This is a genomic window from Anabaena sp. PCC 7938 (genome assembly GCF_049315035.1).
GTDB lineage: Bacteria > Cyanobacteriota > Cyanobacteriia > Cyanobacteriales > Nostocaceae > Anabaena > Anabaena cylindrica.
Genome location: NZ_CP186034.1, coordinates 1,426,013 through 1,450,976, shown reverse-complemented (window position 1 = coordinate 1,450,976; position 24,964 = coordinate 1,426,013). Strand labels below are relative to the sequence as shown.

Genomic DNA, 24,964 nt, shown 5'->3' with positions numbered 1-24,964 from the left:
GATAAGTTCCTCAACGTTTAAATTCTATAATTAGGGCGGGCAAGATGCCCACCCCACAAGAATTTCATCAAATTTAGATATGCAAAAATTAAGTATGTAGGTGTGTTTGAGCTTACTTTTAACGTGTTCTCAGTTCTGCCTCTAATTTGTCGAGATCGGCTTTAAGTAAAACTGTTATTTGACCGACCAAAGCATTACCCTGTCTGGGTTGAGCGATTTCTACCCAATATGCATAGCGATCGCCTAACCGCAATTCTCCCTTCAATGCTTCCCGAATTGGAGTTTTTGCCAAACGTGCCTGATTAATTGCACTCTCGTTAGGATAATCGTAAACTACCTGAGCGCGATTATAGTCTTGGTAGATATCCAACCCATAAATTACCCGTAAAGACTCCTCAAGACGCTGAACTGTAACGCCATTCACACCATCATACATAGTCATCCGCTCAGTACGAATTGTACTGCGGTCTTTAGTAAAAGTTACCTTACCTGGAGGCAATACTGACGCTTGAAAGGTGAATCTTTGGGCAGCTGTATCACTCTTACTCACAAACAATCGCTCCCCACTTCTAGGTTTAAGCGTTGGATGGGCTTTAATCCATGTGGTTACTTCCTCAGTGCTTTCTCCTGGTAAGGCCTGGGCTGGAGAATTCAGTATAATTTCCCCAGATAAACAAGGTATAAGGGAACAAGACAAAATTAAAAAATTACGCAGAGATTTTTTTAGCATTTTTCTATTGAGATCGCAATTACCCCTAAAAAGGGAACAAAAAGGATAAGTATTCAGCTATCAGTGGTCAGCTTTTTAACGGTTAGGACTTACGCACGAGTTACAGAATAAACGAACCACAGAGGCACAGAGTTCACAGAGAAATGAGGTTGTGAGAGATATTTTGCGTAAGTCCTGACGGTTACAGAAAAGCTCACTATCCGATCATCTACCGATTTATCAAACATTCTGACTCCTGACTCCTGACTCCTGAATTGTTACAAAAAAGGGATGAACATAGTTTTCCCAATTTTTCCATAGCAATGAGCTTTATCCCCAGATTGATCTATTATTCAGTACTGCAAAGCTAAAATAATTACTATTAACACGGTAACATTGCCACTTTAATTACCTTCCGCGCTTTCATGTCAGCAAACACCTGTTCTAAATCTTTTAATGGGCGATGTTCACTAATTAGCAATTCAAAAGGGATTTTTCTACTAGCTATCAGTGATAACGCTGATCGTACATATTCGGGTGTATTATGAAACACGCCTTTGAGAGTCAATTCACTATAATGTAGCTGTTCTGTATTCACAGTAATTGTCGTATCTTTAGGACAACCACCAAATAGATTTACAGTTGCACCAGGACGGGCGCAAGCGATCGCTTTTTCCCAAACACTCGGAACACCAGTAGCCTCTATAACTACATCTGCACCCCAGCCCGCCGTCAATTCCTTCACTACACTAGGAATATCAGCAACTTGATGATAATTAAAAATCTTTGCTGCCCCTAATTTTTTGCCAATTTCTAACCGTTGGTCATTTCCTCCCCATAACAACACCTCAGCTTTTGTTTGTGCCGCTAAAACCCCCACAAACATCAACCCAATTGCCCCATCTCCCAGCACAACTACCCGGTCTTGAGGTTTGACATGAGAACGCCCCACCCCATGTAAAACACAGGCTAAAGGTTCAGTCATTGCTGCCAATTCAAAGGGTAACTCATCGGGAATCCGCAACATATTCTGCTGGACAATCGCTGCGGGAATTTTTAGATATTCCGCAAAAGTACCATTATTCCATATCAAATTTGGACAGAGGGAATATTCTTGAAGTTGACAAAAAAAGCATTTCATGCAGGGTGCAGAATTATTAGCGACAATGCGATTTCCCACCTGCCAATTATGCACACCAGCACCCACAGCGACAATTGTTCCCGCCGCTTCATGACCAAACAGTGTGGGGAGAGTCAACATTTTTGCATGGCTACCACGCCGCCAAACCTTCAAATCCGTACCGCAAGTAGTTGCAGCCCCCACCTTAATCACCACTTCCCCATCTGCTGGAGTGGGTTCAGGGACTGTTTCTAGGCGTAAATCTTCCTGTCCATAAAGTAACGCTGCTAACAAAGCTTTTCACCTAAGAATGAAGCTGCTAAATGATTTTACAGGATATAGTGGAAACTCTGAGAAATCAATTAAGCCTAAATCAGGATTTACAGGATTTGAGGATTTTCAAGATGAAACTCATATTCAAACTTTGTAGTTGTTTCAGGGAGTTTAAGGTTGTTAGTAACGTTAAAATTGAACCCAGCAAAAATGCCTTGGTTGAAAAATCTGCCTGATTAAGTGAATATTAATCTAAACTTTGTCTTACTCTTTTGAGTCTTTGGATTCCCTTGGGAGGAATTCCTGTAAATCGAATCAAGAAATGATGATCAATAGCAGATTTTTTTATAACCTTGGCATATATATCTGGTTCTTCTGTAAACAATGCTGTTTCTGTTAATAACTTGAGTTTGATATTAGTTAATTTTTCTAAATCATATTCACACCGAATTTGTGCGCCATTTTGTGAAAGTCCAATTAATGACCCTGGCAAAAATTTTCCATCTACGTGTTTACCATGTAAAACAATAAATTCAATCGGTAACTCTTCACTTAACATTTCTACATTTTCGTCAATAGGAGGCAAAAATAGATTATATTTGCCACCGATACCACCAATTTCGTAAAGAGTAACGAGATGTTTTATCCCTTTTGGTTCTACCTGTAATTGACTATCAATTCTCAAATCAATCTTGGCATCTTCCCAAGTATGTTCAGAAATAAAAATTTGTCCTCCTACAGAATAAGATTCAATTCGTGCAGCTAAATTTACATGACTACCAATGACTGTATATTCGGCACGTTTTTGAGAACCAATATTGCCAGCGATAACTTCACCTGTATTGATACCAATTCCCATTTCTAAAATTGGTAAATTCATTTCCTGATTTTTGGCATTTACCTGTTGCATAGCTAACTGCATTGCCACAGCACAAGCGATCGCTCTTTGAGAGTCATCATCTCGATGAATAGGCGCACCAAACATCACCAAAATGCCATCACCCATAAAATCATTAATCGTACCTTTGTACTGATTAATTACATCTGTCATCACTTCCAGATAAAGATTGAGAATTTCTACCACAGTTTCCGGGGGATATTCTTCAGAAATAGCCGAAAAACCCCTCACATCAGATACTAGAACTGTGACCTTTCTCCTTTCTCCTCCTAGCTTTAAACCAGTAGGTGTTTCTATTAAACTAGTCACAACTTCATCTGTTAGATAACGTCCAAAAGTTTTTTGCATATTGGCCGCACTACGAGCCATATACTGGGTAATAGCGATAGTTGATCCTGCTAATGCCAACATTGGCGGCACGACAGGAATCCACCAGCCAGCTAAGAATGCTAGAAAAGAACAGACAATCAAAGCGCTGCCAGCCAGCAAAATATTAACAGTAATTAAAGATATATTATGACGTTGCTGCCAACACAATAGGGCGCTAATAGTTGACCATAGCAAAATCCACAGCCATTCTATAGTGTCACTCCAAGACTGAATTAAGGGACGACCATCTAAAGCTGAACTCAAAATTTGACTAGTTAAATTAGCATGAATTGTTACACCGGCCATCCTTTCTGGGGCAGCGAAAACTTGACTGGTGTAAGGTGTCAAAAAGCTATCTCTCAAACTCTCAGCAGTTGAACCAATTAGTACCACCTTTCCTTGCATTAAATTTGGTGAAATTTGGTTTTTTAAAACTGCTGTCAGAGAAACTGTGGTAAATTGCCGTTGACGACCCCGGTAATTTAATAATATTTGGTAGCTTCCAGCTTTTGCTCTCACATAAGCACCATCATTAGCCTGAAATCTAGGAAAAACACTCCCACCTAATTGGAGATAATTGGGATTATTGGTTGCTGCTTTTTCAGTAATCCCTTCAAGTTGCAAGTACAATAAAGCCAGTTTGAGACTAAAACTTTCTAAAATATCACCATTACTTAAATAAAGATACAACATTCCTCGGCGAATTTTACCATCCCCATCTGGAGGTAAATCATTTCCTCCCACTTGTTGACGTTGCTTCAATATGGGTGATGGCTCAACCAAAGAACTATCTACACTTTCAAAACCTTTTTGGATGCCAATTAAATTGGGGGTAGACTCAAATAATTTAACCAGGTCTTCATAACCAGGATTTACTGCTAAGTTACGATAAATATCTAAACCGATAGCTCTAGGTTGTTGCTGCTTAATCTTCTCTAATAAATCAGTCAACACTGCATCAGAAATAGGCCAACTTCCCTGATTACTGATATCTTTTTCATTAATTTCAACTATAACTATGCGATTATCAATTGGTTCTTGTGGGCGAAGAATAAAAAATTGATCCAAAGCTGTTAATTCTAAAGATTGAAGCCATCCAGTCAAACGTAGTGCTATGACAATAAATGTGACATTGGGAACGGCAATTAAAACACCCCGCCATTCCCAAATTACTTTTTTCAGCTTTTCCCACATAAGAATTATTGTTTAATTCTTGGTTGTGCAAGCATCAATTAATGGCTCAGATGCGATGTTAATCAATTCTACTGAGTCCAAAAATTTGCGCCAATTGCGCTTGACTGTTAAATCATTTGGCTGAGTGCAACGTAATTGAACTAAAGAAGTCAGTGCTTCATGCCAAATTCCAGCTTCTGCATAGATTGTTGGTATCTGGTGTAAGTCTGATTTGGCTAGAGAATTTGATAAAGTTAAATCTGGTTGGGTACGTTTTACAAAACCTTCTACATAAGGATTGTTGCTAGATTCTTCAGCATCGCAAATCAGGGTTAGATACCAGCGGTAAGTAGTATTTATTTGCAGTGCAGGAGCATTTGTTGGCAGAGTAAAACTGGTAATTCCTGGTTGGTCGGGAAGGGTTAAAGTTGTTTTATAAATTATTTGTTCGTCTCCAGGAGCCAAAATTGTGAACTCAGCAGTTTTAACTGGAGTTGGAGGCACAGACCAATAAAACGTAGGATGTTGATTGAAAGTCAACCCTAATTGATTGGTAGGGAGTAAGGGCGTTATTACTCGTTTGTCCTTGATACATGAGGAGGTACGAGTTGCAGCACCAATGGTGGGAGGATTAGGTTGATTATCTACTGGAGGTTTAAATTTTTGACTTATTTGCCAAGTTCTTTGTGTTGGGTATGACTGAGCTAGTACGGATGATGCTTGAGAATATACGGTGAAAGAAAATGCTAAAAAACATAGAGATGCCTGGAGCCATTTCATGGTTCAATAATCTCCTTGATTAATTATTTTATACTTTACTACGGTATTTTTATTTGATTTTTGTTGGCGTGTGCGCTTTGCAATTAAAAACTGAGTACAGCTTTAATTCCTCTCTTTCCTGCCAGGAGTTGCCTTTGACAATGACTTGAATGAGTGAATATTATGTAATACAAGGCGTTGATCGCTATTTACGAACTGCCTTTATGAATTGATATTTTTTATACAGGGATTAAAGTATTTATGGACGTAATATTCAACAGCAGTGTTCCCACTATCAGGGTTAAATATAGCACTCTATAAATATAAATTTTAATGACTTAAAGCGATCGCTGCATTTTGTCCACCAAAACCAAAACTCAAACAGAGTATCCGCTGGATTTCACTATCTCTGGCTGCTGTGATGAAATTTAAATCAAATTCTGGTTGCTGCAATCCCACACAAGGGGGTAATTTTCTATGTTTTAAAGCCATGAGCGAAAAAGCCACACCCAAGGCTCCTGAGGCTCCTAGTGTATGACCTGAACTGCCTTTAGTGGAGCTAATTGCTACTTTTGCAGGAAATAAATGCTGGATAATTTTGCCTTCGATACGGTCATTGAGGAGCGTGGCTGTACCATGAGCATGGATGTAGTCTATATCGGCAGGGGTGAGGTAACTACGTTGTAAACATTGCTTGATGGCTGCGATCGCACTTTTTCCTTCATGTTCTGGTTGATTGCTATGAAATGCGTCTGCTGTCAAACCAAAACCCAGAATTTCACCATAAATATTTGCTTGACGTTGGTTTGCTAATTCTGCTGATTCCAGAACAAACACAGCACCACCTTCTCCCAAAACTAAACCTTCACGGTGTATATCAAAGGGATAAGCGCCTGTTTTTGCTAAAGCCCCCATTTGCTGAAAACCACAGATAGTTAAAGGGGTAATTGGTGCTTCCACTGCACCTGCGATCGCTCTTTGACATTGCCCTGTTTGAATTAACATAGCAGCTTGGGAAATTGCCCAAAGCCCTGTAGCACAGGCCGCCATTGGTGCTAAAACAGTACCTGATGCGCCGATTTTTCGAGCTACAGCGATCGCATTCATGTGTGGTAAAGTATCCAACCAATTTTCTAAATTTAAGGCTGCTAGAAGGCAATTTTGCCCATATATTTTCTGTGCTAATTTCTCCCAATCTGCTTGATAACCACGACTAGAACCAACTACCACTGCACAATCTGGTAGAGGTGTTAATAATTCAGCATCTTGCAGAGCAGAATTAACAACCATCTGAGTTAGGGTCGTTAAATCAGATGGTTGTTCAGCAATTAAACCTAGAGGAATTTTTAAAAGTTCTGGAAATGGCTGATGTAATTTAATACCCGTTTTACTTAGCAGCAAATTTTGCCAGCTATCCTCTAAGCTTTTACCTAAAGCAGAAACTAAACCAATACCAGTGACAACAACTTTCACATAATTCGTAATTCGTAATTTGTAGGGGCGTATTGCAATACGCCCTTACTGACTACTAAGGGGTTTTCAGATTTTCAGCACCTTGAGTGACTTTCGCAGAATTAATGCGATCGCCTTGCTGAATTTTATTAACTACATCAAAGCCATCTGTGACATAGCCAAACACAGCATAATTACCATCCAAGAAGCCCAAATCTGCCAATGCAAAGTAAAACTGAGAAGAAGCAGAATCAGGTGGTTCCGATCGCGCCATTGCTACTGCACCTAATTTGTGTGTCAACGCAGGCTTATTAGTAATCGTTTTACTATAAACAGGCTGTTCTGCACCTTCTGGCTTAATTTCTAGTGGTATACGGCGTTCAGTCCCGATTTTTGGGTCTATATAGCCGCCAGTTCCCCACCTTTCTGGTGAACTCTTGGGATCTTTACTTTGGGGATCACCACCTTGAACCACAAACGGCTGAGGTTCCCGCACAACCCGATGGAAAACTAAACCGTCATAAATACCTTTTTGAACTAAATCAACGAAGTTGCCAGCAGTAATAGGAGCATTAGTACCATCTACTTCGATGGTAATTGGTGCGCCATTAACTGTCATCACAACAGTAGCCTTACCTTCGAGGCGTGGTAAATTTTTGATTCCCGGAATACTCTCGCGACTAATTTCTGAGATCGTTGTCGCTTCAGTATTTGACTTGGAGCTTTCCTCAGTTGCATTTGAGGTCGCTGTGGAAGTGGGAGATGTATTAGAAGTTACTTTTTCTGTTGAACATCCTCCCAACATCAAACCACCAATCATCAACAGAGAAACTAAAAAGTGTGAAAATTTTAACCGCATTGCCAGTTACTGACTCAACCAGAGTATCTTAGCCTCTCTTCGCAATTTTAGATTTTAGATTTTAGATTGAGAATTTTCGTAGTCAGGCGATTGCATAGGGTTAAACCAATAGATACTATCGGGATTTTGTAATCTGAGACAGTGGATTTTTGATTTACCACCAATTCAAAATCCAAAATCCAAAATCCAAAATTCTTAGAGTCCTTCTAAAGGCACTGCCAAAAAGCGGGCTAAATTAGCACCTTGAGTTTCTAAATCAGCTAAAGATAACGGTTGACCTATCCTTGTCAAAGGAATATCCCGTCGTCCTTTAACCCTTAGATAAAGTGCGCGTTGGGGATTCAGACCTTCCTTAATAGAGATGCGTACAGATTGTACGTCTTGGATGCGGTTTTCAATCTCAATTTGGCGGTTTTTTCCAGGAAAACCCCATCTAAAGATTTTGAATTTACCAGTTTCCTGATTGAATTCGTTATAGCCACCACCAACATCCCATAAAATAACTAGCCATAGGTATAAAGCTAAGAGCAACCCAGCTAGTCCATACAAGCCCATAACCAACCCTTGGGGTACAAATATCAGTTGAGTTGGATCGGTGACAATGAGTAAATTAACTTTGAGATAGCTAGAGATACCAGCCAATAAAAAGCCAGATGCTCCCAAGCTAACGATAGTTGCCCACCAGTAGTTACTAAACCGACGAGAACCGAGGACATTTTGATGCAAAAGGCCATCGCCTTTATTAATTGTTGTTGATGCCGTCATGGAACTACCTTGGCCTGTGAGATATTCTGCTATATAAAACCTAGACGAATCTAGAAACTTACTTCTTACTTCAACGGGAGTATGGGAGCGGTGATTCCACCCTTCGAGAAGCAAGCTACAGTAAGCTTACACGCTTTAGCCAAACGCGAAAAATTAATTGCTCTCTAGACGTAAGTGTGCCACTTGAGCAGTCAGTATTGCAAGTTTTGACCACATAAAGATAGAGGGAGGGTAGGAAGGAGAAGGTTTTATCCCAAAAAAAATTTGTAAGATTTATGAGAAAATGTATGTCAGATTGTTAAAATTTTGGTATTCATAATTAATATCAAACCCAAACAAGACAAGAATCCTTAACTACAATTACCACAGATAAGTTGTAGCACGCCAAATACCCCATTGATTTGCGTGTCTCCACCGCAAACCCTGATTAATGTGATAAGTTAAGAATCATTAAGTTACCACAATCTAGAGATTTAGTTAGTGGTACGCATAATGGCATAATTCTGAGAAATGCCTAGCTAGTAAAGCATTAGGTTCTCAGAATTTCAGCCACTTAGCAGTGGCGAAAAGTCTCAAAAAAACGTTTAATTCCTCGCGGTAGTAGCCCCAACTCAGTAAATCTGACCAAGGTAAAAACCTAAAAACGTGGCAATTTTAGTAAAAAAGAGGATTTTAGTTCAATGACCATCGCAGTTGGACGCGCCCCGAGTAGAGGGTGGTTTGACGTATTAGACGACTGGTTAAAGCGCGATCGCTTCGTATTCGTAGGTTGGTCAGGAATATTATTATTTCCCTGCGCCTTCCTCGCACTAGGCGGTTGGCTGACTTAAGTACAACCTTCGTCACCTCCTGGTACACCCACGGATTAGCATCCTCCTATTTAGAAGGAGCTAACTTCCTCACAGTAGCAGTATCCACACCAGCCAACAGCATGGGACATTCCCTGTTGTTACTCTGGGGACCTGAAGCTCAAGGAGACCTAACCCGTTGGTTTCAACTAGGTGGCCTATGGCCATTCGTAGCATTACACGGAGCCTTTGGTCTAATTGGCTTCATGTTGCGTCAATTTGAAATCGCCAGACTAGTAGGAATTCGTCCTTACAACGCACTAGCATTCTCAGGACCAATTGCCGTTTTCGTCAGCGTCTTCTTGATGTACCCCTTGGGACAATCAAGCTGGTTCTTTGCACCCAGCTTTGGTGTAGCAGCAATCTTCCGGTTCTTACTATTCCTGCAAGGGTTCCACAACTGGACACTCAACCCCTTTCACATGATGGGTGTAGCGGGAATCTTAGGTGGAGCATTACTGTCGGCGATTCACGGAGCCACAGTAGAAAACACCCTGTTTGATGACGGCGAAGGTTCCAACACCTTCCCTGCATTCAACCCCACCCAAGCTGAAGAAACCTACTCAATGGTGACAGCAAACCGTTTCTGGTCACAGATTTTCGGTATTGCTTTCTCTAACAAACGTTGGTTGCACTTCTTCATGTTGTTCGTACCAGTCACAGGCTTATGGATGGCATCTGTAGGCATCGTTGGCTTGGCACTCAACCTGCGGGCTTATGACTTCGTTTCCCAAGAATTACGGGCAGCAGAAGACCCAGAGTTTGAAACTTTCTATACCAAAAATATTTTGCTGAACGAGGGTATCCGCGCTTGGATGGCTCCTCAAGATCAACCCCACGAACAATTTGTATTCCCTGAGGAGGTATTACCTCGTGGTAACGCTCTCTAATAGATCATCAGTTATTGGCGGTGGCCGGGACCTAGAATCAAGCGGTTTTGCTTGGTGGTCTGGTAACGCTCGTTTAATTAACCTATCTGGTAAACTGCTTGGCGCTCACGTAGCCCATGCTGGTTTAATCGTCTTCTGGGCTGGAGCAATGACTTTATTTGAAGTTGCTCACTTTATCCCAGAAAAGCCCATGTACGAACAGGGCTTGATTCTTCTACCTCACATCGCCACTTTAGGTTGGGGCGTTGCCGCAGGTGGTGAAGTTATCGACACCTTTCCCTACTTTGTTGCTGGTGTACTGCACTTAATTTCCTCTGCCGTACTGGGTTTCGGCGGTATCTATCATGCCGTTCGGGGCCCAGAAACCTTAGAAGAGTACTCCTCTTTCTTTGGTTACGACTGGAAAGACAAGAACAAGATGACCAACATCATCGGCTTCCACCTGATCATCTTGGGATGTGGTGCGCTGCTGTTAGTGCTGAAGGCTATGTTCTTCGGTGGTGTATACGACACTTGGGCTCCCGGTGGTGGTGATGTTCGTGTCATTACCAACCCTACACTCAACCCAGCGGTGATATTTGGTTATTTAATCAAATCTCCCTTCGGTGGAGAAGGCTGGATTGTTAGCGTCGATAACATGGAAGATGTTATCGGTGGTCACATCTGGATTGCCTTAATTTGTATTTCTGGCGGTATTTGGCACATCTTTACCAAGCCTTTCGCTTGGGCGCGTCGTGCTTTTATCTGGTCTGGTGAAGCTTACCTGTCTTATAGCTTAGGCGCTTTATCCTTGATGGGATTTATTGCCTCAACTATGGTTTGGTACAACAACACCGTTTACCCTAGTGAATTCTTTGGTCCTACTGGTCCTGAAGCTTCTCAAGCTCAAGCTTTAACCTTCTTGATTCGTGACCAACGCTTAGGTGCTAACGTCGGTTCTGCTCAAGGCCCCACAGGTCTAGGTAAATACCTAATGCGCTCACCTACCGGTGAAATTATCTTCGGTGGTGAAACCATGCGCTTCTGGGATTTCCGTGGCCCTTGGTTAGAGCCTCTGCGTGGTCCTAACGGTCTTGATCTAGAAAAAGTCAAGAACGATATTCAGCCTTGGCAAGCTCGTCGTGCTGCTGAATACATGACTCATGCTCCTCTGGGTTCTTTGAACTCTGTAGGTGGTGTGGCTACTGAAATCAACTCTTTTAACTATGTATCTCCCCGTGCGTGGTTAGCTACCTCTCACTTTGTGTTAGGTTTCTTTTTCCTCATCGGTCACTTGTGGCACGCAGGACGCGCTCGTGCGGCTGCTGGTGGTTTTGAAAAAGGTATTGACCGCGAGACTGAGCCAGTTATGTTTATGAATGACCTTGACTAACGACTAAGTTGTGATCAGGTTTTTTCATCACTGATAATTAATTTTTCTGCTCTTGCTCATAGCAAGAGCTTTTTTTATCACTGATTTAAAAGATTTAAGGATTTCACGGAATGAACGCTTTTTTGATAGCTGCTATCAAAAACTAAGCCTGCTCATGCAGGCTGAAATCTTATATTCTCAATAAGGGGAATTGAAAAATTTTCCCCAATTGTCAAACTTAATCTAGAATCCAAAAAACAACCTAACAATACCCAAAATAGTACCGAAAGGACCAGCTACAGTATTGACTGTATCACTGGTTTTAGCAATACCAGAACGGCTGACTACAACAACATCATTATTGCGAAGTATGGGATTGGTTTCCTCATTAATTTCTTTTGAGAAATCTATTTTGACTATGCGTTTGGATACAGTCCCATTAGGATTGAGGCGAATTAAATCTACCGCAGCACTACTAGCTCTAGCATCATTAAACCCACCAGCGGCAAGTAATGCCTGATTTAAAGAGCTATTGGGTTGTAAATCTGTTAATCCAGGTTTTTTAACTTCTCCTACTACCCCAACTTGAATTTTTGCCGGTGACAAAGTAGTGGTAGCTAATTGAGTGGCTTCGGCTGTGTTGATATCTGTGGCCGTGGGAACAACGATTGTGTCTCCATCTTGCAATACTACATCTTGATTCAGATCCCCGGTCTGCAATAACTCCCAGAGATTAACATTTAAGCTTTGTTCTGAGCCAATTCTTGTAGGACGACGGATTTTAATACTACGAACATCTGCTTGTGATGTAATTCCCCCAGCTAGTTGAATTGCTCGCATGACAGTCGGTAAACCAGTTCCCGGCGCTCCACCATCATTACCACCAGTAGTTCCTGAAGTGACAAGATAGGAACCGGGACGGTAAACTTGACCTGTAATGGCTACAGTGCGGGGTGAGCTTTGACTAGCTGCATAGTTAGTGGCGAATAAATTGCGGGCTTCAGCAACATTGAAATCCGTAGCAGTGGGGACAACGATAGTGTCTCCATCTCGTAGGGTAATATCTTGCGATATCCTGCCCGTTTGAGTGAGTTCTTTCAAGTTAAAACTGACAACTTGCTCACCGGAACGTCCTATTTTACGGCGTAATTGTACTTTGGTTACATCTGCTGCTAGTGTTACCCCTTGGGCTGTAGTCAGGGCAGCTAATACCGTCGGATATTGTACACCTGGACTGTCTCCCCCACTTCCTTCTAAGCTGAGAGTGTAAGATCCTGGTCTTGTTACTTCTCCGGCTACAAAAACATTGATGGGACGAGATGATAACAAATTCACAGATATCAGGGGACGTTTAAGAAAACGAGCATATCTTCTGGCTATTTCGTCAGATGCCTGTTCTGTTGTTAATCCCAGAACGGAGATGCTGCCAATTAAGGGCATATTAATCGCACCACCTGGGGGAACTTGGTATTCACCTGTATATTCTGGTACTTCAAATACATTGACGCGAATGCGATCGCCACCCCCTAATAAGTAATCTGTAGATATACTCGAAGATGATACTGGTTGTTGCTGCGCTAGACTAACAGATGGTAAAGCGATATTGACAGTCGTTAATAAAACTACAGCCGTAGTTGAATGGGTGAAAATTTTCCACAAATGTATATTAAGCATATTTACCTGAGACTCAGAGACTACGATCTGTAAAGTATTGTCTAGACATTTTAACGTTGACTATACTTATTTATTGAAGTTCCTCAACACTGCTATTTTCCTAAGTAATCTTGATTTTCCGGATATAATTTAACGGGGAATTCTGAATTTTTAGTTAAGTTAATTTAAAGCAGAACTCAGTGAGCAAAATTTAATTGATAACGATTAGAGCAATTTTTATGCAAATAGTCAATAGTCAAGAATCAAAATTTATATTTGAAGTTGAAATACTTTGGTAATTTATGCAAACAGTAAATAATCACCTGTGTTCGGTGTTCGGAGTTTCTCCTATGCCTACGGTACGGCTTCGCCGAACGGAGACGCTACGCGAACGGTGTTCGGAGTTATGATTTTTAAGGGCGAGATAATAAGGGTTTGAGACTCCTAGCGGGGGCGAGTTTTCCACAAATTATCTTATGTCGAACTCAGGTATAATCAAATTAATTAAGGGTCATTAACACTACATTTTCAATTATTTTTTTAACTTAGATGTAGTCGCTAAAATAACTATTGGAATTTATCAGTCAGTTTCACAATAGCAGTATTCGACGCAATAGAATTCTTACTTAAGCTGTTTTACTACCTCTAAAAGAAAATTCATTATACATTTTGGCAATATTTATTGAGGCGATCAGTAGGTGGGCATGAATATTTATCGTTAGGGCAAGCCAGAAGACAGGAAGGAAGGGGGTTTGGAGCAACTTTACTTTTAGTTACATACTTAAAATTCTGCTTACGCCTAAAAAGAAGCAAGGTACACGTAGCTTCTCGTATAAAAGCAGTACTAGCGGGGTTAATGATTTTGTTTTTGGATCTGCTGGATAAAGAATTCCTCTAGAGATTGACGAGATAAGTTCATGGTAATGATTTCGCCTCCCATTAACCGGAGACTGGCCAGAAAATCATAGTAATCATCTTGTAATATGCCGTGCCAAGAACCATCAGGCTTAAATTCTAGATCGGGTATCCTTTTTTTGAGAGTTGCTCCATCGCCCCCTAGACCTTTAACATGATATGAGTTTTCTGTGCCTAAGAGTTCATTGAGAGAACCAGAGCAAATTAATTCTCCTTGATTTAGGATAGCTACGCGATCGCATATTTGTTCCACTTCACTCAAAACATGACTGTTGAAAAATATTGTTTTTCCAGCAGCTTTCAAAGAAAGAATAATTTCTCGCATTTGGTAACGTCCTAAAGGATCAAGTCCAGACATGGGTTCATCCAGAAATACCAAATCGGGATCATTAATTAATGCCTGAGCCATGCCAACACGCTGAAGCATACCCTTAGAATAACGGCGCATCAGCTTTTTACGAGCATCAACTTGAGATAAACCAACTAATTCCAGCAGTTGGGGAATGCGTTGACGTTGTAACTGACGGGGAATTTGGAATAACCCCGCTGCTAACTGCAAAAATTCCCACCCAGTCAGATAGTCGTATAAATAGGGATTCTCTGGCAAATAACCAATCTTTTGCTTCACAGAGCGATCGCCAATTGGCTTACCTAATAATAAACCCCTCCCAGAAGAAGGACGGATAATTCCCAGCAACAGTTTTAACAGCGTAGTTTTACCAGCACCATTAGGGCCTAGTAAACCAAAGGTTTGCCCTGGATAAACTTGTAAAGAACAACTTTTGAGGGATACAACTTTTTGATTCAGCCAAAACCCAGTACGATAGACTTTTCGCAACTCAGAAGTTAGGACTACTGGTGGTTGTTCTAAAGGATTAAGTTGAGGTTCAGGGGTGTCGGCAACAGAATTCATTGCGGTTAAATGATCAATTCCCGGCTAGATGTGATTAATTACAGAATATCTGGTAGGACGATAATAAATAGCACTCATTATTTTAATGTGTCATTTATCGCCAACCAATGAGCTTCATAACACTTTTTCTAGCAACTTATAAAACACCTTTAGAACTAGGAATAGTCTCCGCACGTCGGGGATCTATTTCTACTGCCATTCGCATGGCTCTAGCAAAAGCTTTAAAAGTTGCTTCAATAATATGATGTGAATTTATACCATCTAACTGGCGAATATGCAAGGTCATTTGGCTATGATTTACCAATGCCACAAAAAACTCACGTACCAATTGAGTATCATAAGTTCCTACCCGTTGAGTAGGAATTTCTAAACTATAGCTAAGATGAGGTCTTCCAGAAAAGTCTAAAGCCACCTGAATTAAAGCTTCATCTAAGGGTGCAAGAAAATTACCAAAGCGGACAATACCTTTTTTGTTACCTAGTGCTTGATATAAAGCTTGACCTAAAGTAATACCCACATCTTCATTAGTGTGGTGATCATCAATTTCCCAGTCACCTTGAGCTTGAATATCTAAATCAAACAGCCCATGAGAAGCTATTTGATGCAACATATGATCCAAAAAAGGAATACCCGTAGCAGCCTTACAGATGCCTGTACCATCAAGATTGATAGTAACTTGAATATCTGTTTCCCCAGTAGTGCGGTGAACTGTAGCAATGCGGTTGTTAGTCATTAGTCATTGGTCATTGGTCATTGGTCATTGGTCATTGGTCATTAGAAATAGGGAGATGAGGCAGAGAGTATTGAGCTTTCTTCCCCCTGCTCCCTGCTCCCTGCCCCCCCTGCTTCTTCTGCTTCCTATCACATTCCCATAATTTCATATCCTGCATCTACATACAGGATTTGTCCAGTAATGCCGCTTGCCAAATCACTACATAAAAAAGCTGCTGTATTACCCACTTCTAGCTGAGTAACAGTCCGACGTAAAGGAGCAACTTCTTCAACGTGATGAATCATATCCAAAATACCACCCACAGCTGAAGATGCCAAAGTGCGGATAGGGCCTGCGGAAATACCATTAACGCGAATATTTTGGGGGCCTAATTCAGCTGCCAAGTAACGTACACTTGCTTCTAATCCAGCTTTAGCTACACCCATGATGTTATAGTTAGGGATTGCCCGGACTGCGCCCAAGTATGTAAGAGTAACAATACTGCCACCATCTGTCATCAGAGGTTTAGCAGCACCACTTAACTGCACTAGTGAATAAGTGCTAACTTCCAAAGCTTTATTAAAACCAGATCGAGAAGTCTGGCTAAAATCTCCAGTTAAATCGTCTCTATTTGCAAAAGCTAGGCAATGAATGAGGATGTCTATCTTGCCCCATTGCTGGCGGACTGTTTCAAAAGTAGATTGAATTTGCTCTTCATTTTCTACGTTACAGGGAAGGAACAAGCTGGGATTGAGGGGTTCTACTAATTCTGATATTTTTTTCTCGAATTTGCCTTTTTCATCGGGCAAATAGGTAATACCCAAGTTAGCACCTGCTTTGTGGAGTTGTTGGGCAATACCCCAGGCAATGGAGCGATTATTGGCAATACCTGTTACTAGGGCGTTTTTTCCGGACAGATTCAGCATAGAAATTGTTAATTTGATCAATCAATAGGAGCATACTAGAATCTGAGCCTATTTTGACTTTGTTGGCGACGTGATTTTCAATAGATCTAATTAATTAGGGTGTTGAGTGCAACAAAATTTTTGCTGATTGTTTAAGAAGTTATAAAGATATCGGAAATTTTTATAGAAAAAAACCTTTTAACTTGAGGTTTTGAAACTACTTATCAACAATTGATGGCTAAAAATCACAAGAATTATGTATCATGATAAACAAATGGCTATAAAGCAGCAAATTTGAGTATAGGAAAAAACAAAAAGGTTGACGGTGCTTTCTTGATTTTTCAGGTGTATTCTTAGGTAATCAGTTTTTGTTTTTCCGGCATTGGGTAGGGGAAGGGAGATGATCGTGACACAAGATAAAGCCCTAGCAAATGTTTTTCGTCAGATGGCGACCGGAGCGTTTCCTCCGGTTGTGGAAACGTTTGAACGCAACAAAACGATCTTTTTTCCCGGCGATCCTGCCGAACGAGTTTATTTTCTTCTCAAGGGTGCTGTAAAACTTTCCAGGGTATATGAGGCAGGAGAAGAAATAACGGTAGCGCTGCTGCGGGAAAATAGCGTTTTCGGTGTGTTGTCGTTGCTAACGGGCAATAAATCAGATAGATTTTACCATGCGGTGGCATTTACCGCTGTAGAATTGCTTTCGGCACCAATTGAACAAGTGGAGCAAGCGCTCAAGGAAAATCCAGAATTATCTATGTTAATGCTGCGGGGTCTTTCTTCGCGGATTCTTCAGACAGAGATGATGATTGAAACGCTTGCTCACCGAGATATGGGTTCTAGATTGGTGAGTTTTTTATTAATTCTTTGTCGAGATTTTGGTGTACCTTGCGCTGATGGCATCACAATTGATTTGAAGTTATCTCATCAAGCGATCGCTGAAGCAATTGGTTCTACTCGCGTTACTGTCACCAGGTTACTGGGAGATTTACGTGAGAAAAAAATGATTTCGATCCACAAAAAGAAGATTACTGTGCATAAACCTGTAACTTTAAGTAGGCAATTTACATAAAGTTAGGGGAAAGGAGGCAGGGAGCAGGGAGCAGGGAGCAGGGAGCAGGGGAAATTTATTTATAATCTCTTTTCCAATCCTCAATCCCCAGTCCCCAGTCCCCGATCCCCATTCCCCAAAAAATTAGAGGTAAATCTAAAAATTGAGTAATTCATGCTTTTGTCAATCTTCTTTTCCCCACAGACTATGGTTGAAAGTAGTAGGCTGTATCTGGAAAGATTATGCCTCCGGCACGCTCCGTGAACGGTAGTTAAAGATGGCCACTGGGTACATCCTCATTGCAGCAATTCTAATTTTGGGAGGCGTAATTGCCACCGTGGGCGATCGCATCGGCACACGAGTTGGCAAAGCACGTCTCTCACTTTTCAACCTACGTCCCAAAAAAACGGCGGTACTAGTCACTATTTTTACTGGTGGTTTGATTTCTGCATCAACTCTAGCGGTTTTATTTGCTGCTGATGAAGGATTGCGGAAGGGAGTATTTGAATTAGAGGACATTCAAAATGACCTCAGAAATAAGCGAGAACAACTCAAAACCGCAGAAACGGAAAAAAGTCAGGTAGAAGACAAGCTCAATCAAGCCAGGAAAGCACAAACCCAGGCACAACAAGATTTACAGAAAATTAATCAGTCCTTGCAAGCAGCAAATGCCAAACAACAGATAACACAAGCTCAACTTAACCGCACCATTAGTCAACAAGCTAAAACACAAGCTCAACTCCAAGGTACTCAAAGCCAACTGGGGGAAGTGGTGAGTCAGTACCAAAAAGCCACAGGGGAATTAGAAACCCTTTATAATCAGCGTAAGACATTACAGGCAGCAGTTGAACAATTAAAGACAGAACGCCAGCGATTATATGTGGAAGCGAAAAAAGCCATTGACGAAGCGAAGACAGCTATTGAAAAACGCGATCGCGAACTTGCTAATCGTCAAGAAGCGATTGAAAAGCGTGATCAGAAAATTACTCAGTTAGATAAACTTATTCAAAATCGCAATCTAGAAATTAAAAATCGAGAGCAAGTCATTGCTACTAGAGAATCTCGTCTCAAAGAATTAGAAAAACAGCAAAAATATTTAGAGCAGGAAGTAGCACGGCTAGAAAAATATTACCAGTCATACCGTGACTTGCGTCTGGGTAAATTGGCTATAGTGCGCGGTCAAGTTCTAGCAGCTGGGGTGGTGCGTGTAGCTCAACCTACTGCGGCTCGTCAGGTGGTAATACAAATTTTGCGGGAAGCCAATCGCAATGCCAACCTAGAATTAAGTGAACCTGGCACAAATCCGGCAAATGCAGAGTTATTGCGTGTTACTCAAGATAGGGTTGATCAACTGATCAAACAAATTAATGATGGTCGAGAATATGTAGTGCGAATTTTCTCAGCGGGTAATTACGTTAGGGGAGAAAATCAGATAGAATTCTTTGCTGATGCCACGCGGAATCAATTAGTGTTTTCCACAGGTGAGATACTGGCGACAACTTCTGGCGATATGAAAAATATGACATCATATCAACTAAGGCAACGCCTAGATTTATTAATTTCTGCTTCCCAATTCCGCGCTCGAAATGCGGGAATTATTGAAACTGTGCAGATAGATGGTACATTCCTCCGCTTTTTTGCCCAATTGCAACAGTCTGACCAACCTCTGGAAATTAAAGCTATAGCCGCTGAGGATACTTATACAGCAGGTCCCTTGAGAGTCAAGTTGGTTGCTCTGCTCAACGGACAAATTTTATTTAGTACTTAGAGCGATGGGAGGATGAGGAGGAATAATATTTATCTTTCTGCCTCCTGTTCCCTGTTCCCTGTTAAGAGTTCCCTGTTTCTAATGACTAATACACAACCTGCAATTTTAGGCTTTGATCCCGGTCGAGATAAATGTGGTGTAGCTGTGATGGGACTAGATCGGCAATTGTATTATCATCAAGTTGTTCCTGCTGGTGATGCGATCGCTCACATTGAGACACTACGACAAAGATTTCCTATTTCCTTAATTGTGATGGGCGACCAAACAACGGCGAAAAAGTGGAAACTGCGGCTAAATCAGGAATTAACAGATTCACTGAATATTATTTTAATAGATGAGCGATATAGCACCTTAGAAGCACGCGATCGCTATTGGCAAATGTTTCCACCCAGAGGACTCACCAAACTCTTACCAAAGGGAATGCGTCAACCTCCACGACCAATAGATGACATTGTGGCCATTCTCTTAATTGAAAGATACTTAAATCGTCTGACTGCTAGTATTTCCAATGCCAATCACAGCTGATGACTGTAGCGATCGCATAACCTACAACTCAGCCCGAATAGTAAAAGCATAATCGCCTCCTGGTTCTAACTGGTAATCTTGTGTTTCCAGAAAGCGGCCGAGAGGTTCTTTGATTAAAGCCCGACCTTGAGAAGGCTTGACAGACAGTTCTCCCCGACGGAAATGCCACTGAAAATGCCATTCAAAATCACCGGCGCTGACTTCACCTTCAAGAAAGCCATGTTGCCAAGATTGACGGGTAATTCTGACATTGGCGGTTGTTTCTGGTAGACGTTTAGCACTCACTATGCTTGATGTCAAGTATGGGATAAAAGTAAACCATGTAGGCTACTTAATCTTTATGTACCAAAAATACCTGAAATTGACAAATTGGCAAAGAACCTGAAACTCTCGTTTTTCAGGATGTCGCTAATGATTTACACTAGTGTTTGATTAGACCAAGCATTATATAACGATCGCTGTATAATTCAGAAATTGGGCTGCATTTTAGCTAGGGTTGTAGTATGAGTGGCTATCTGATTTACCATCCACGCCGTGCTGTAGCAAAATTTGATGCTACTACCGTTTATCACGACCATACCAGTGGAAATCAAGATCCATACGTTTGGAACAAGCAATTTTTACATACGTATTGCCACATTACGCAAATGTCACCCGCTGTCGGAGATGTCAATTTTTGGGTTAGTGGCGATACCTTCCCAAATTTTTCTCACCTTTATTGCGACCTAGTGTTTGTAGTTGCAGAGAAATTGTATTGGAAAAATGCTAATACTATTGATTACAATGATACCATTGTTGATAGTGATGAAGCATATATTGATCACTACCGTTGGGTTGAAGAGCATCATTTTAAACGTCGCCGTAGGTACACTCTCAAAGCAAATCCAGAACGCAGTTTCCAACCACAAGATATTGAGCAGAAATTAATTGATATTCTACCTTTTGTGATTAATCAGGGACTAACTATTGATGAAGTACGTCAAGGTCTACGTTCAGGTTTTAACTCTAAGCCGTTGCGATTAGATTCTCCAATGCTGCTTTACGATTGCCTTAAAAAATATGCAACAGTTAAATTGGATGGAATACAGTTACAAAATCTTCGCAAAAATAACCCACATCTTGCGAGTTTGTGAGTGTAACACACCTCCTCATCAGACATTAATTTTATCCAAGAAATTCTGAACTGTTAAAATATCAATCTGTCGAAAGGGATGGAGGACAAGCAAATCTTCATCACCTGTAATAATGCATTCAGCTTTTCCACTTAGAGCTAATTCCAAGTATTTATTATCTTTGGGATCTCGACATTCATTCACCTGTTCAGTGATGTTAATGAACTCAGCGGTTTCTACTAAAATTTCTAGAAATTCCTTACGTTTTGCCAAAGTGATGTAACGATCAAATTTGGGGCGTTATAATACTTCTTGTAACTCTGTCAAAACAGAATCAGTTAACAAAATAATGCCTATATCTTGAGATTTGTCTAGTGCCTGTCTTGGCTTACTTTGACTAAACAAAAATGCACTCACCAACACATTTGCGTCAAAAACAAATCGCCGCTCATTCATCGTCTTGCAAAATTGATTCCAAAATCTCAGGCGTTAAACCTTTTGCTTGGGCTTCTTTACTAACTTCATCCATAGTATTCCTAAGTTTTTGAATCGCTTCTTTTCTAGAGTTGAAAAAGTTTAACTGCATAATTGATGCAAACTTTAACTGAATTTGTTCCTGTTCTTCCTTTGTCGCTCTGCGATAGGCTTCTGCAATATCTGAAGGTACTTTGATGGTGATTTCTTCTATAGTAGCCATATTTTGCTAATCTTTAATACTTCTATTTTATGATCATATCTAAATTTTTGAATTATGTGTAATGTAATTTGGAGGTTTGATTGTGACTTGGATTAGCACTGATGATCTGTTGGCTCGATACAACGCTGGAGAGCGTAACTTTGCTGGAATTTTTTTGGAGGGTAGTGAAATGGCTAGGGTTGATTTGAGTGAAATCGATCTGAGTGATTCTGACTTGGGGGAAATTTATATGGAAGATGTTAACTTCACTGGAGCTAATTTCCGTAGCAGTCGCATTGGTCAAGCTGGTTTGATCCGGTGCATCTTCAGAGATGCTAACTTGAGTAGGGCTAATATGGGTTTTGCTCATTTATCCAGAACTGATTTGGCTAATGCCAAGCTTGTTGATGCCTATCTCTCCGGTGCTGACATGGTTGAGACTAACTTGACCGGATCTGACTTGACTAGAGCTGACTTGGAAGGTGCCAACATAAAGCGGAGTATCTATTACAATACCATTATGCCAGACGGCAGCATCCGCACAACTAATACCTAAATCAGGAGTCCGATAGCGCAAGCTCTGACTTGTCAGTTCGCTGATCTTGTAGGTTGAGTTGAGGAACGATACCCAACATTAATCAACTATCATTAAACTTATAAATATTTTGAGATTGCTAACGCACTATTGAAAGCCAAAAACCAAGCCAGCTTTACTCCTGACTTCTGCGGTATATTCAAAAATAATTTAAAGATCGTACAGCGATGCCTACTGTACAGGCATCGCGGATTTTAGATTTGCGATTCATCCCTAATCCAAAATCTAAAATCCTCAATCAATTTAATGATTTACTGCCGCAGCTTCCCGCGCCGCAGCTGCTTGATCTGGGTGGATACCCAAGCGTGTCAGGTTAATTCTACCTTTATTGTCAATTTCGCGCACTTTGACAATCACTTCATCACCAACTGCTACTTCATCTTCAACTTTGCCAACACGATAGTCAGCTAATTGAGAAATGTGAATCATGCCTTCTTTTCCTGGCAAAAATTCCACAAACGCACCAATGGGTATAATCCGTGTTACACGTCCTACGTAAACATCTCCCTCATGCAACTTGCGAGTCATGCCTTGGACAATGTTACGCGCTCTTTTCGCCTTGCTTTCATCAACTGCGGAAATGGTAACTGTGCCATCGTCTTCGATGTCAATTTTTGCACCAGTTTCTTCAGTGATACCTTTAATCGTTTTCCCACCGGGTCCAATGACTAGACCAATCATGTCGGGATCAATCTTGATGGTCAACAAACGTGGGGCATAAGCTGAAGTTTCCGCCCGTGGGGTGTCGATAGTCTGGAGCATTTTATCCAGAATATGCAACCGAGCAGATTTGGCTTGATGAACAGCTTGAGCAATAACTTCCAAAGACAAACCAGATATTTTCATATCCATTTGCAAAGCTGTGATACCAGTATCTGTACCAGCAACCTTAAAGTCCATGTCACCCAAAAAGTCTTCAATCCCCTGAATATCGGTGAGGATTCGCACGTCGTCCCCTTCCTTAATCAGACCCATTGCTGCACCGCTAACGGGTTTAAGAATGGGTACACCAGCATCCATAAGAGAAAGGGTGGAACCACAAACTGAACCCATTGAGGTGGAACCGTTGGAAGAAAGTACTTCCGAAACTATGCGGATCACATATGGGAATTGTTCTTTTGTCGGTAGCACAGGTAAAATTGCTCTTTCTGCTAATGCACCGTGACCGATTTCTCTTCTTCCTGGCGCACGCATCGGTTTGGTTTCCCCAACCGAGAAGGGGGGGAAGTTGTAATGATGCAGGTAACGCTTGTGTTGGTCTGCTTGCAAGTCATCATTGAGGTTTTGAGCATCTCCTGGTGTGCCGAGAGTGCAACAGCTTAAGACTTGGGTTAGACCCCGGTTAAATAAACCGCTACCGTGAACCCGTTTGGGTAAAACGTCAACTTGGCAAGATATAGGCCGGACTTCATCTAGTTTGCGACCATCAACGCGAACGTTGTCTTCAACGATTTGACGGCGCATAAAGTATTTGGTAATGTCCTTGAAGGTATTCCCAAGGGCTTTACTATTTGCAGATGCGGCAGTGCGAATGGGATCTTCTTCTGGAAGAGCTTGAATTTCGGCTTTTATGCCATCTTTGACAACATCTAAAGCGGCATCACGTTGTGGTTTAGTTAACTCAAATTGCGCCAAGATTTTTTTAATTTCAGCACTTGCGCGATCGCGGATATAGTTTTCTAGTGTTTGGTCTACTTCCGGTGGTTCTTCCTTGACTACTTTTAAACCTAGTTCATCCAACAAATCTAACTGTGCTTGGATTAAATCCCGCACTGCTTCGTAACCAAAATCAATTGCCTCGATAATATCTTGTTCTGGTAACTGATTGGCTCCCGCTTCCACCATGATCACACCATCTGGTGAACCGGCAACAATTAGATCCAAATCGCTGGCTTCAATTTCTGCGTAGGTGGGGTTAATAATGAAATCATCACCCACTAAACCTACACGCACTGCTGCCATTGGCCCATTAAAGGGAATTTGGGCAATTAGGGTAGCAATTGAAGCACCAGTTACAGCTAATACATCAGGGGGTACTTGCTCATCCATTGACAAGGTGAAAGCAATAACTTGCAAATCATCCCGCAACCATGAAGGGAACAAGGGACGTAAAGGACGGTCGATGAGACGGCTGGTAAGAATCGTTCTTTCTGGTGGACGACCTTCTCGGCGCATGATCCCACCGGGAATTCTTCCCGCTGCATACAATCTTTCTTCGTAATCTACAGTCAGGGGAAGAAAATCAATGCCTTCTCTGGCTTGCGATCGCGTAGCTGTCACCAAAACAGCGGTATCTCCCGATTGTATCAACACCGACCCGCCAGCTTGGGGGGCTAATAGTCCAACCTTCAGCCGAATATCCCGTCCATCAAAGGATATTGACTTATCAACTTCTGCCATTCAGTTTTTTTTCCTTCTATGCACGCTATTCTCTTTCTGTGGCAATCCTAACATTTATGCACTATAGACGGCTTCTGTAACAAACAAACATAAAACAAAATTCTCTGCTCTTGGATAAGTTCTTCCTAGCTTGTCATCACACTCTTACTTATTGCCTTTTACCTACATTGTTTTTCTGTCGCCTATCCCCTGACTAATTACTTAAAATTTCGGCGGCTCGTCAAGACAATAAATTGAGAGGCGATCGCTCTATAAACTCTACAATACGGTAGT

At 41.3% G+C, this 24,964-nt stretch carries 21 protein-coding genes and 2 pseudogenes; 7 read left to right on the top strand and 16 right to left on the bottom strand.

Annotated features, from left to right (window positions below):
- Nucleotides 1–118: 118 nt before the first annotated feature.
- The 7 genes from ACOWPH_RS06785 to ACOWPH_RS06755 all read right to left on the bottom strand — a co-directional run bounded on the left by ACOWPH_RS06785 (nucleotide 119) and on the right by ACOWPH_RS06755 (nucleotide 8,377).
- Nucleotides 119–730, bottom strand: a complete 612-nt coding sequence (locus ACOWPH_RS06785; RefSeq protein ID WP_015214662.1) for a hypothetical protein — start codon at nucleotides 728–730, stop codon at nucleotides 119–121.
- Nucleotides 731–1,091: 361 nt separating this feature from the next.
- A complete protein-coding gene (locus ACOWPH_RS06780; RefSeq protein ID WP_015214661.1) occupies nucleotides 1,092–2,123 on the bottom strand; it encodes a zinc-dependent alcohol dehydrogenase in 1,032 nt (343 codons plus the stop codon).
- A gap of 226 nt (nucleotides 2,124–2,349) precedes the next feature.
- Nucleotides 2,350–4,563, bottom strand: coding sequence for a CHASE2 domain-containing protein (locus ACOWPH_RS06775; protein ID WP_015214660.1), 2,214 nt, complete (start codon nucleotides 4,561–4,563; stop codon nucleotides 2,350–2,352).
- 12 nt (nucleotides 4,564–4,575) lie between these two features.
- Nucleotides 4,576–5,322 carry a DUF928 domain-containing protein gene (locus tag ACOWPH_RS06770; protein WP_015214659.1) on the bottom strand — a complete coding sequence of 249 codons (747 nt, stop codon included), beginning with the start codon at nucleotides 5,320–5,322 and terminating at the stop codon, nucleotides 4,576–4,578.
- Between the two features lie 309 nt (nucleotides 5,323–5,631).
- Nucleotides 5,632–6,774 (bottom strand): beta-ketoacyl-ACP synthase, encoded by a 1,143-nt coding sequence (locus tag ACOWPH_RS06765; protein ID WP_015214658.1) that lies wholly within the window; start codon nucleotides 6,772–6,774, stop codon nucleotides 5,632–5,634.
- A 55-nt stretch (nucleotides 6,775–6,829) separates the two neighbouring features.
- On the bottom strand, nucleotides 6,830–7,612 hold the full coding sequence (locus ACOWPH_RS06760; RefSeq protein WP_015214657.1) for a peptidylprolyl isomerase: 783 nt from the start codon (nucleotides 7,610–7,612) through the stop codon (nucleotides 6,830–6,832).
- A gap of 195 nt (nucleotides 7,613–7,807) precedes the next feature.
- A complete protein-coding gene (locus ACOWPH_RS06755; protein WP_015214656.1) occupies nucleotides 7,808–8,377 on the bottom strand; it encodes a photosystem I assembly protein Ycf4 in 570 nt (189 codons plus the stop codon).
- Nucleotides 8,378–9,057: 680 nt separating this feature from the next.
- On the opposite strand from ACOWPH_RS06755, the pseudogene psbD reads away from it, so the two are divergent.
- A pseudogene (gene psbD / locus ACOWPH_RS06750) lies at nucleotides 9,058–10,115 on the top strand (photosystem II D2 protein (photosystem q(a) protein)).
- Nucleotides 10,099–11,487 (top strand): photosystem II reaction center protein CP43, encoded by a 1,389-nt coding sequence (gene psbC, locus ACOWPH_RS06745; protein WP_015214654.1) that lies wholly within the window; start codon nucleotides 10,099–10,101, stop codon nucleotides 11,485–11,487. The pseudogene psbD and the gene psbC overlap by 17 nt, the downstream one beginning before the upstream one ends.
- 222 nt (nucleotides 11,488–11,709) lie before the next feature.
- Here the strand turns inward: psbC and ACOWPH_RS06740 are convergent, their stop codons facing one another.
- The 4 genes from ACOWPH_RS06740 to fabI all read right to left on the bottom strand — a co-directional run bounded on the left by ACOWPH_RS06740 (nucleotide 11,710) and on the right by fabI (nucleotide 16,585).
- Nucleotides 11,710–13,140, bottom strand: coding sequence for an SLBB domain-containing protein (locus ACOWPH_RS06740; RefSeq protein ID WP_015214653.1), 1,431 nt, complete (start codon nucleotides 13,138–13,140; stop codon nucleotides 11,710–11,712).
- 832 nt (nucleotides 13,141–13,972) lie between these two features.
- Nucleotides 13,973–14,947, bottom strand: coding sequence for an ABC transporter ATP-binding protein (locus tag ACOWPH_RS06735; protein ID WP_015214652.1), 975 nt, complete (start codon nucleotides 14,945–14,947; stop codon nucleotides 13,973–13,975).
- 136 nt (nucleotides 14,948–15,083) lie between these two features.
- On the bottom strand, nucleotides 15,084–15,680 hold the full coding sequence (hisB, locus tag ACOWPH_RS06730; RefSeq protein ID WP_015214651.1) for an imidazoleglycerol-phosphate dehydratase HisB: 597 nt from the start codon (nucleotides 15,678–15,680) through the stop codon (nucleotides 15,084–15,086).
- Nucleotides 15,681–15,808: 128 nt separating this feature from the next.
- The gene (gene fabI / locus ACOWPH_RS06725) at nucleotides 15,809–16,585 is read right to left on the bottom strand and encodes an enoyl-ACP reductase FabI (RefSeq protein WP_015214650.1); all 777 of its coding nucleotides are present in this window, start codon (nucleotides 16,583–16,585) and stop codon (nucleotides 15,809–15,811) included.
- A 379-nt stretch (nucleotides 16,586–16,964) separates the two neighbouring features.
- On the opposite strand from fabI, the gene ntcA reads away from it, so the two are divergent.
- The 3 genes from ntcA to ACOWPH_RS06710 all read left to right on the top strand — a co-directional run bounded on the left by ntcA (nucleotide 16,965) and on the right by ACOWPH_RS06710 (nucleotide 19,908).
- Nucleotides 16,965–17,636 carry a global nitrogen regulator NtcA gene (gene ntcA, locus ACOWPH_RS06720; RefSeq protein ID WP_015214649.1) on the top strand — a complete coding sequence of 224 codons (672 nt, stop codon included), beginning with the start codon at nucleotides 16,965–16,967 and terminating at the stop codon, nucleotides 17,634–17,636.
- A gap of 256 nt (nucleotides 17,637–17,892) precedes the next feature.
- Nucleotides 17,893–19,383: a DUF3084 domain-containing protein gene (locus ACOWPH_RS06715; RefSeq protein WP_015214648.1), complete on the top strand. Its 1,491-nt coding sequence runs from the start codon at nucleotides 17,893–17,895 to the stop codon at nucleotides 19,381–19,383.
- Nucleotides 19,384–19,464: 81 nt separating this feature from the next.
- Nucleotides 19,465–19,908, top strand: a complete 444-nt coding sequence (locus tag ACOWPH_RS06710) for a pre-16S rRNA-processing nuclease YqgF (RefSeq protein WP_015214647.1) — start codon at nucleotides 19,465–19,467, stop codon at nucleotides 19,906–19,908.
- Between the two features lie 21 nt (nucleotides 19,909–19,929).
- On the opposite strand, the gene ACOWPH_RS06705 is transcribed toward ACOWPH_RS06710, so the two are convergent.
- Nucleotides 19,930–20,193, bottom strand: coding sequence for a DUF3146 family protein (locus ACOWPH_RS06705; RefSeq protein WP_015214646.1), 264 nt, complete (start codon nucleotides 20,191–20,193; stop codon nucleotides 19,930–19,932).
- Between the two features lie 218 nt (nucleotides 20,194–20,411).
- On the opposite strand from ACOWPH_RS06705, the gene ACOWPH_RS06700 reads away from it, so the two are divergent.
- A complete protein-coding gene (locus tag ACOWPH_RS06700; RefSeq protein WP_015214645.1) occupies nucleotides 20,412–21,041 on the top strand; it encodes a hypothetical protein in 630 nt (209 codons plus the stop codon).
- Nucleotides 21,042–21,059: 18 nt separating this feature from the next.
- Here the strand turns inward: ACOWPH_RS06700 and ACOWPH_RS06695 are convergent.
- From ACOWPH_RS06695 to ACOWPH_RS06685, 3 genes and pseudogenes are all read right to left on the bottom strand, one after another.
- Nucleotides 21,060–21,305: pseudogene (locus ACOWPH_RS06695) on the bottom strand (putative toxin-antitoxin system toxin component, PIN family); the annotation flags it as partial.
- Between the two features lie 15 nt (nucleotides 21,306–21,320).
- On the bottom strand, nucleotides 21,321–21,476 hold the full coding sequence (locus tag ACOWPH_RS06690) for a PIN domain-containing protein (protein WP_242043195.1): 156 nt from the start codon (nucleotides 21,474–21,476) through the stop codon (nucleotides 21,321–21,323).
- Nucleotides 21,469–21,717, bottom strand: a complete 249-nt coding sequence (locus ACOWPH_RS06685; RefSeq protein WP_015214644.1) for a hypothetical protein — start codon at nucleotides 21,715–21,717, stop codon at nucleotides 21,469–21,471. The genes ACOWPH_RS06690 and ACOWPH_RS06685 overlap by 8 nt, the downstream gene beginning before the upstream one ends.
- 82 nt (nucleotides 21,718–21,799) lie before the next feature.
- Here ACOWPH_RS06685 and ACOWPH_RS06680 point away from each other — a divergent pair, with 82 nt between their 5' ends.
- Nucleotides 21,800–22,252 (top strand): pentapeptide repeat-containing protein, encoded by a 453-nt coding sequence (locus ACOWPH_RS06680; protein WP_015214643.1) that lies wholly within the window; start codon nucleotides 21,800–21,802, stop codon nucleotides 22,250–22,252.
- A 282-nt stretch (nucleotides 22,253–22,534) separates the two neighbouring features.
- On the opposite strand, the gene ACOWPH_RS06675 is transcribed toward ACOWPH_RS06680, so the two are convergent.
- Entirely contained in the window at nucleotides 22,535–24,691 is a 2,157-nt protein-coding gene (locus ACOWPH_RS06675; protein ID WP_015214642.1) for a polyribonucleotide nucleotidyltransferase, read from the bottom strand.
- Nucleotides 24,692–24,964: the final 273 nt, after the last annotated feature.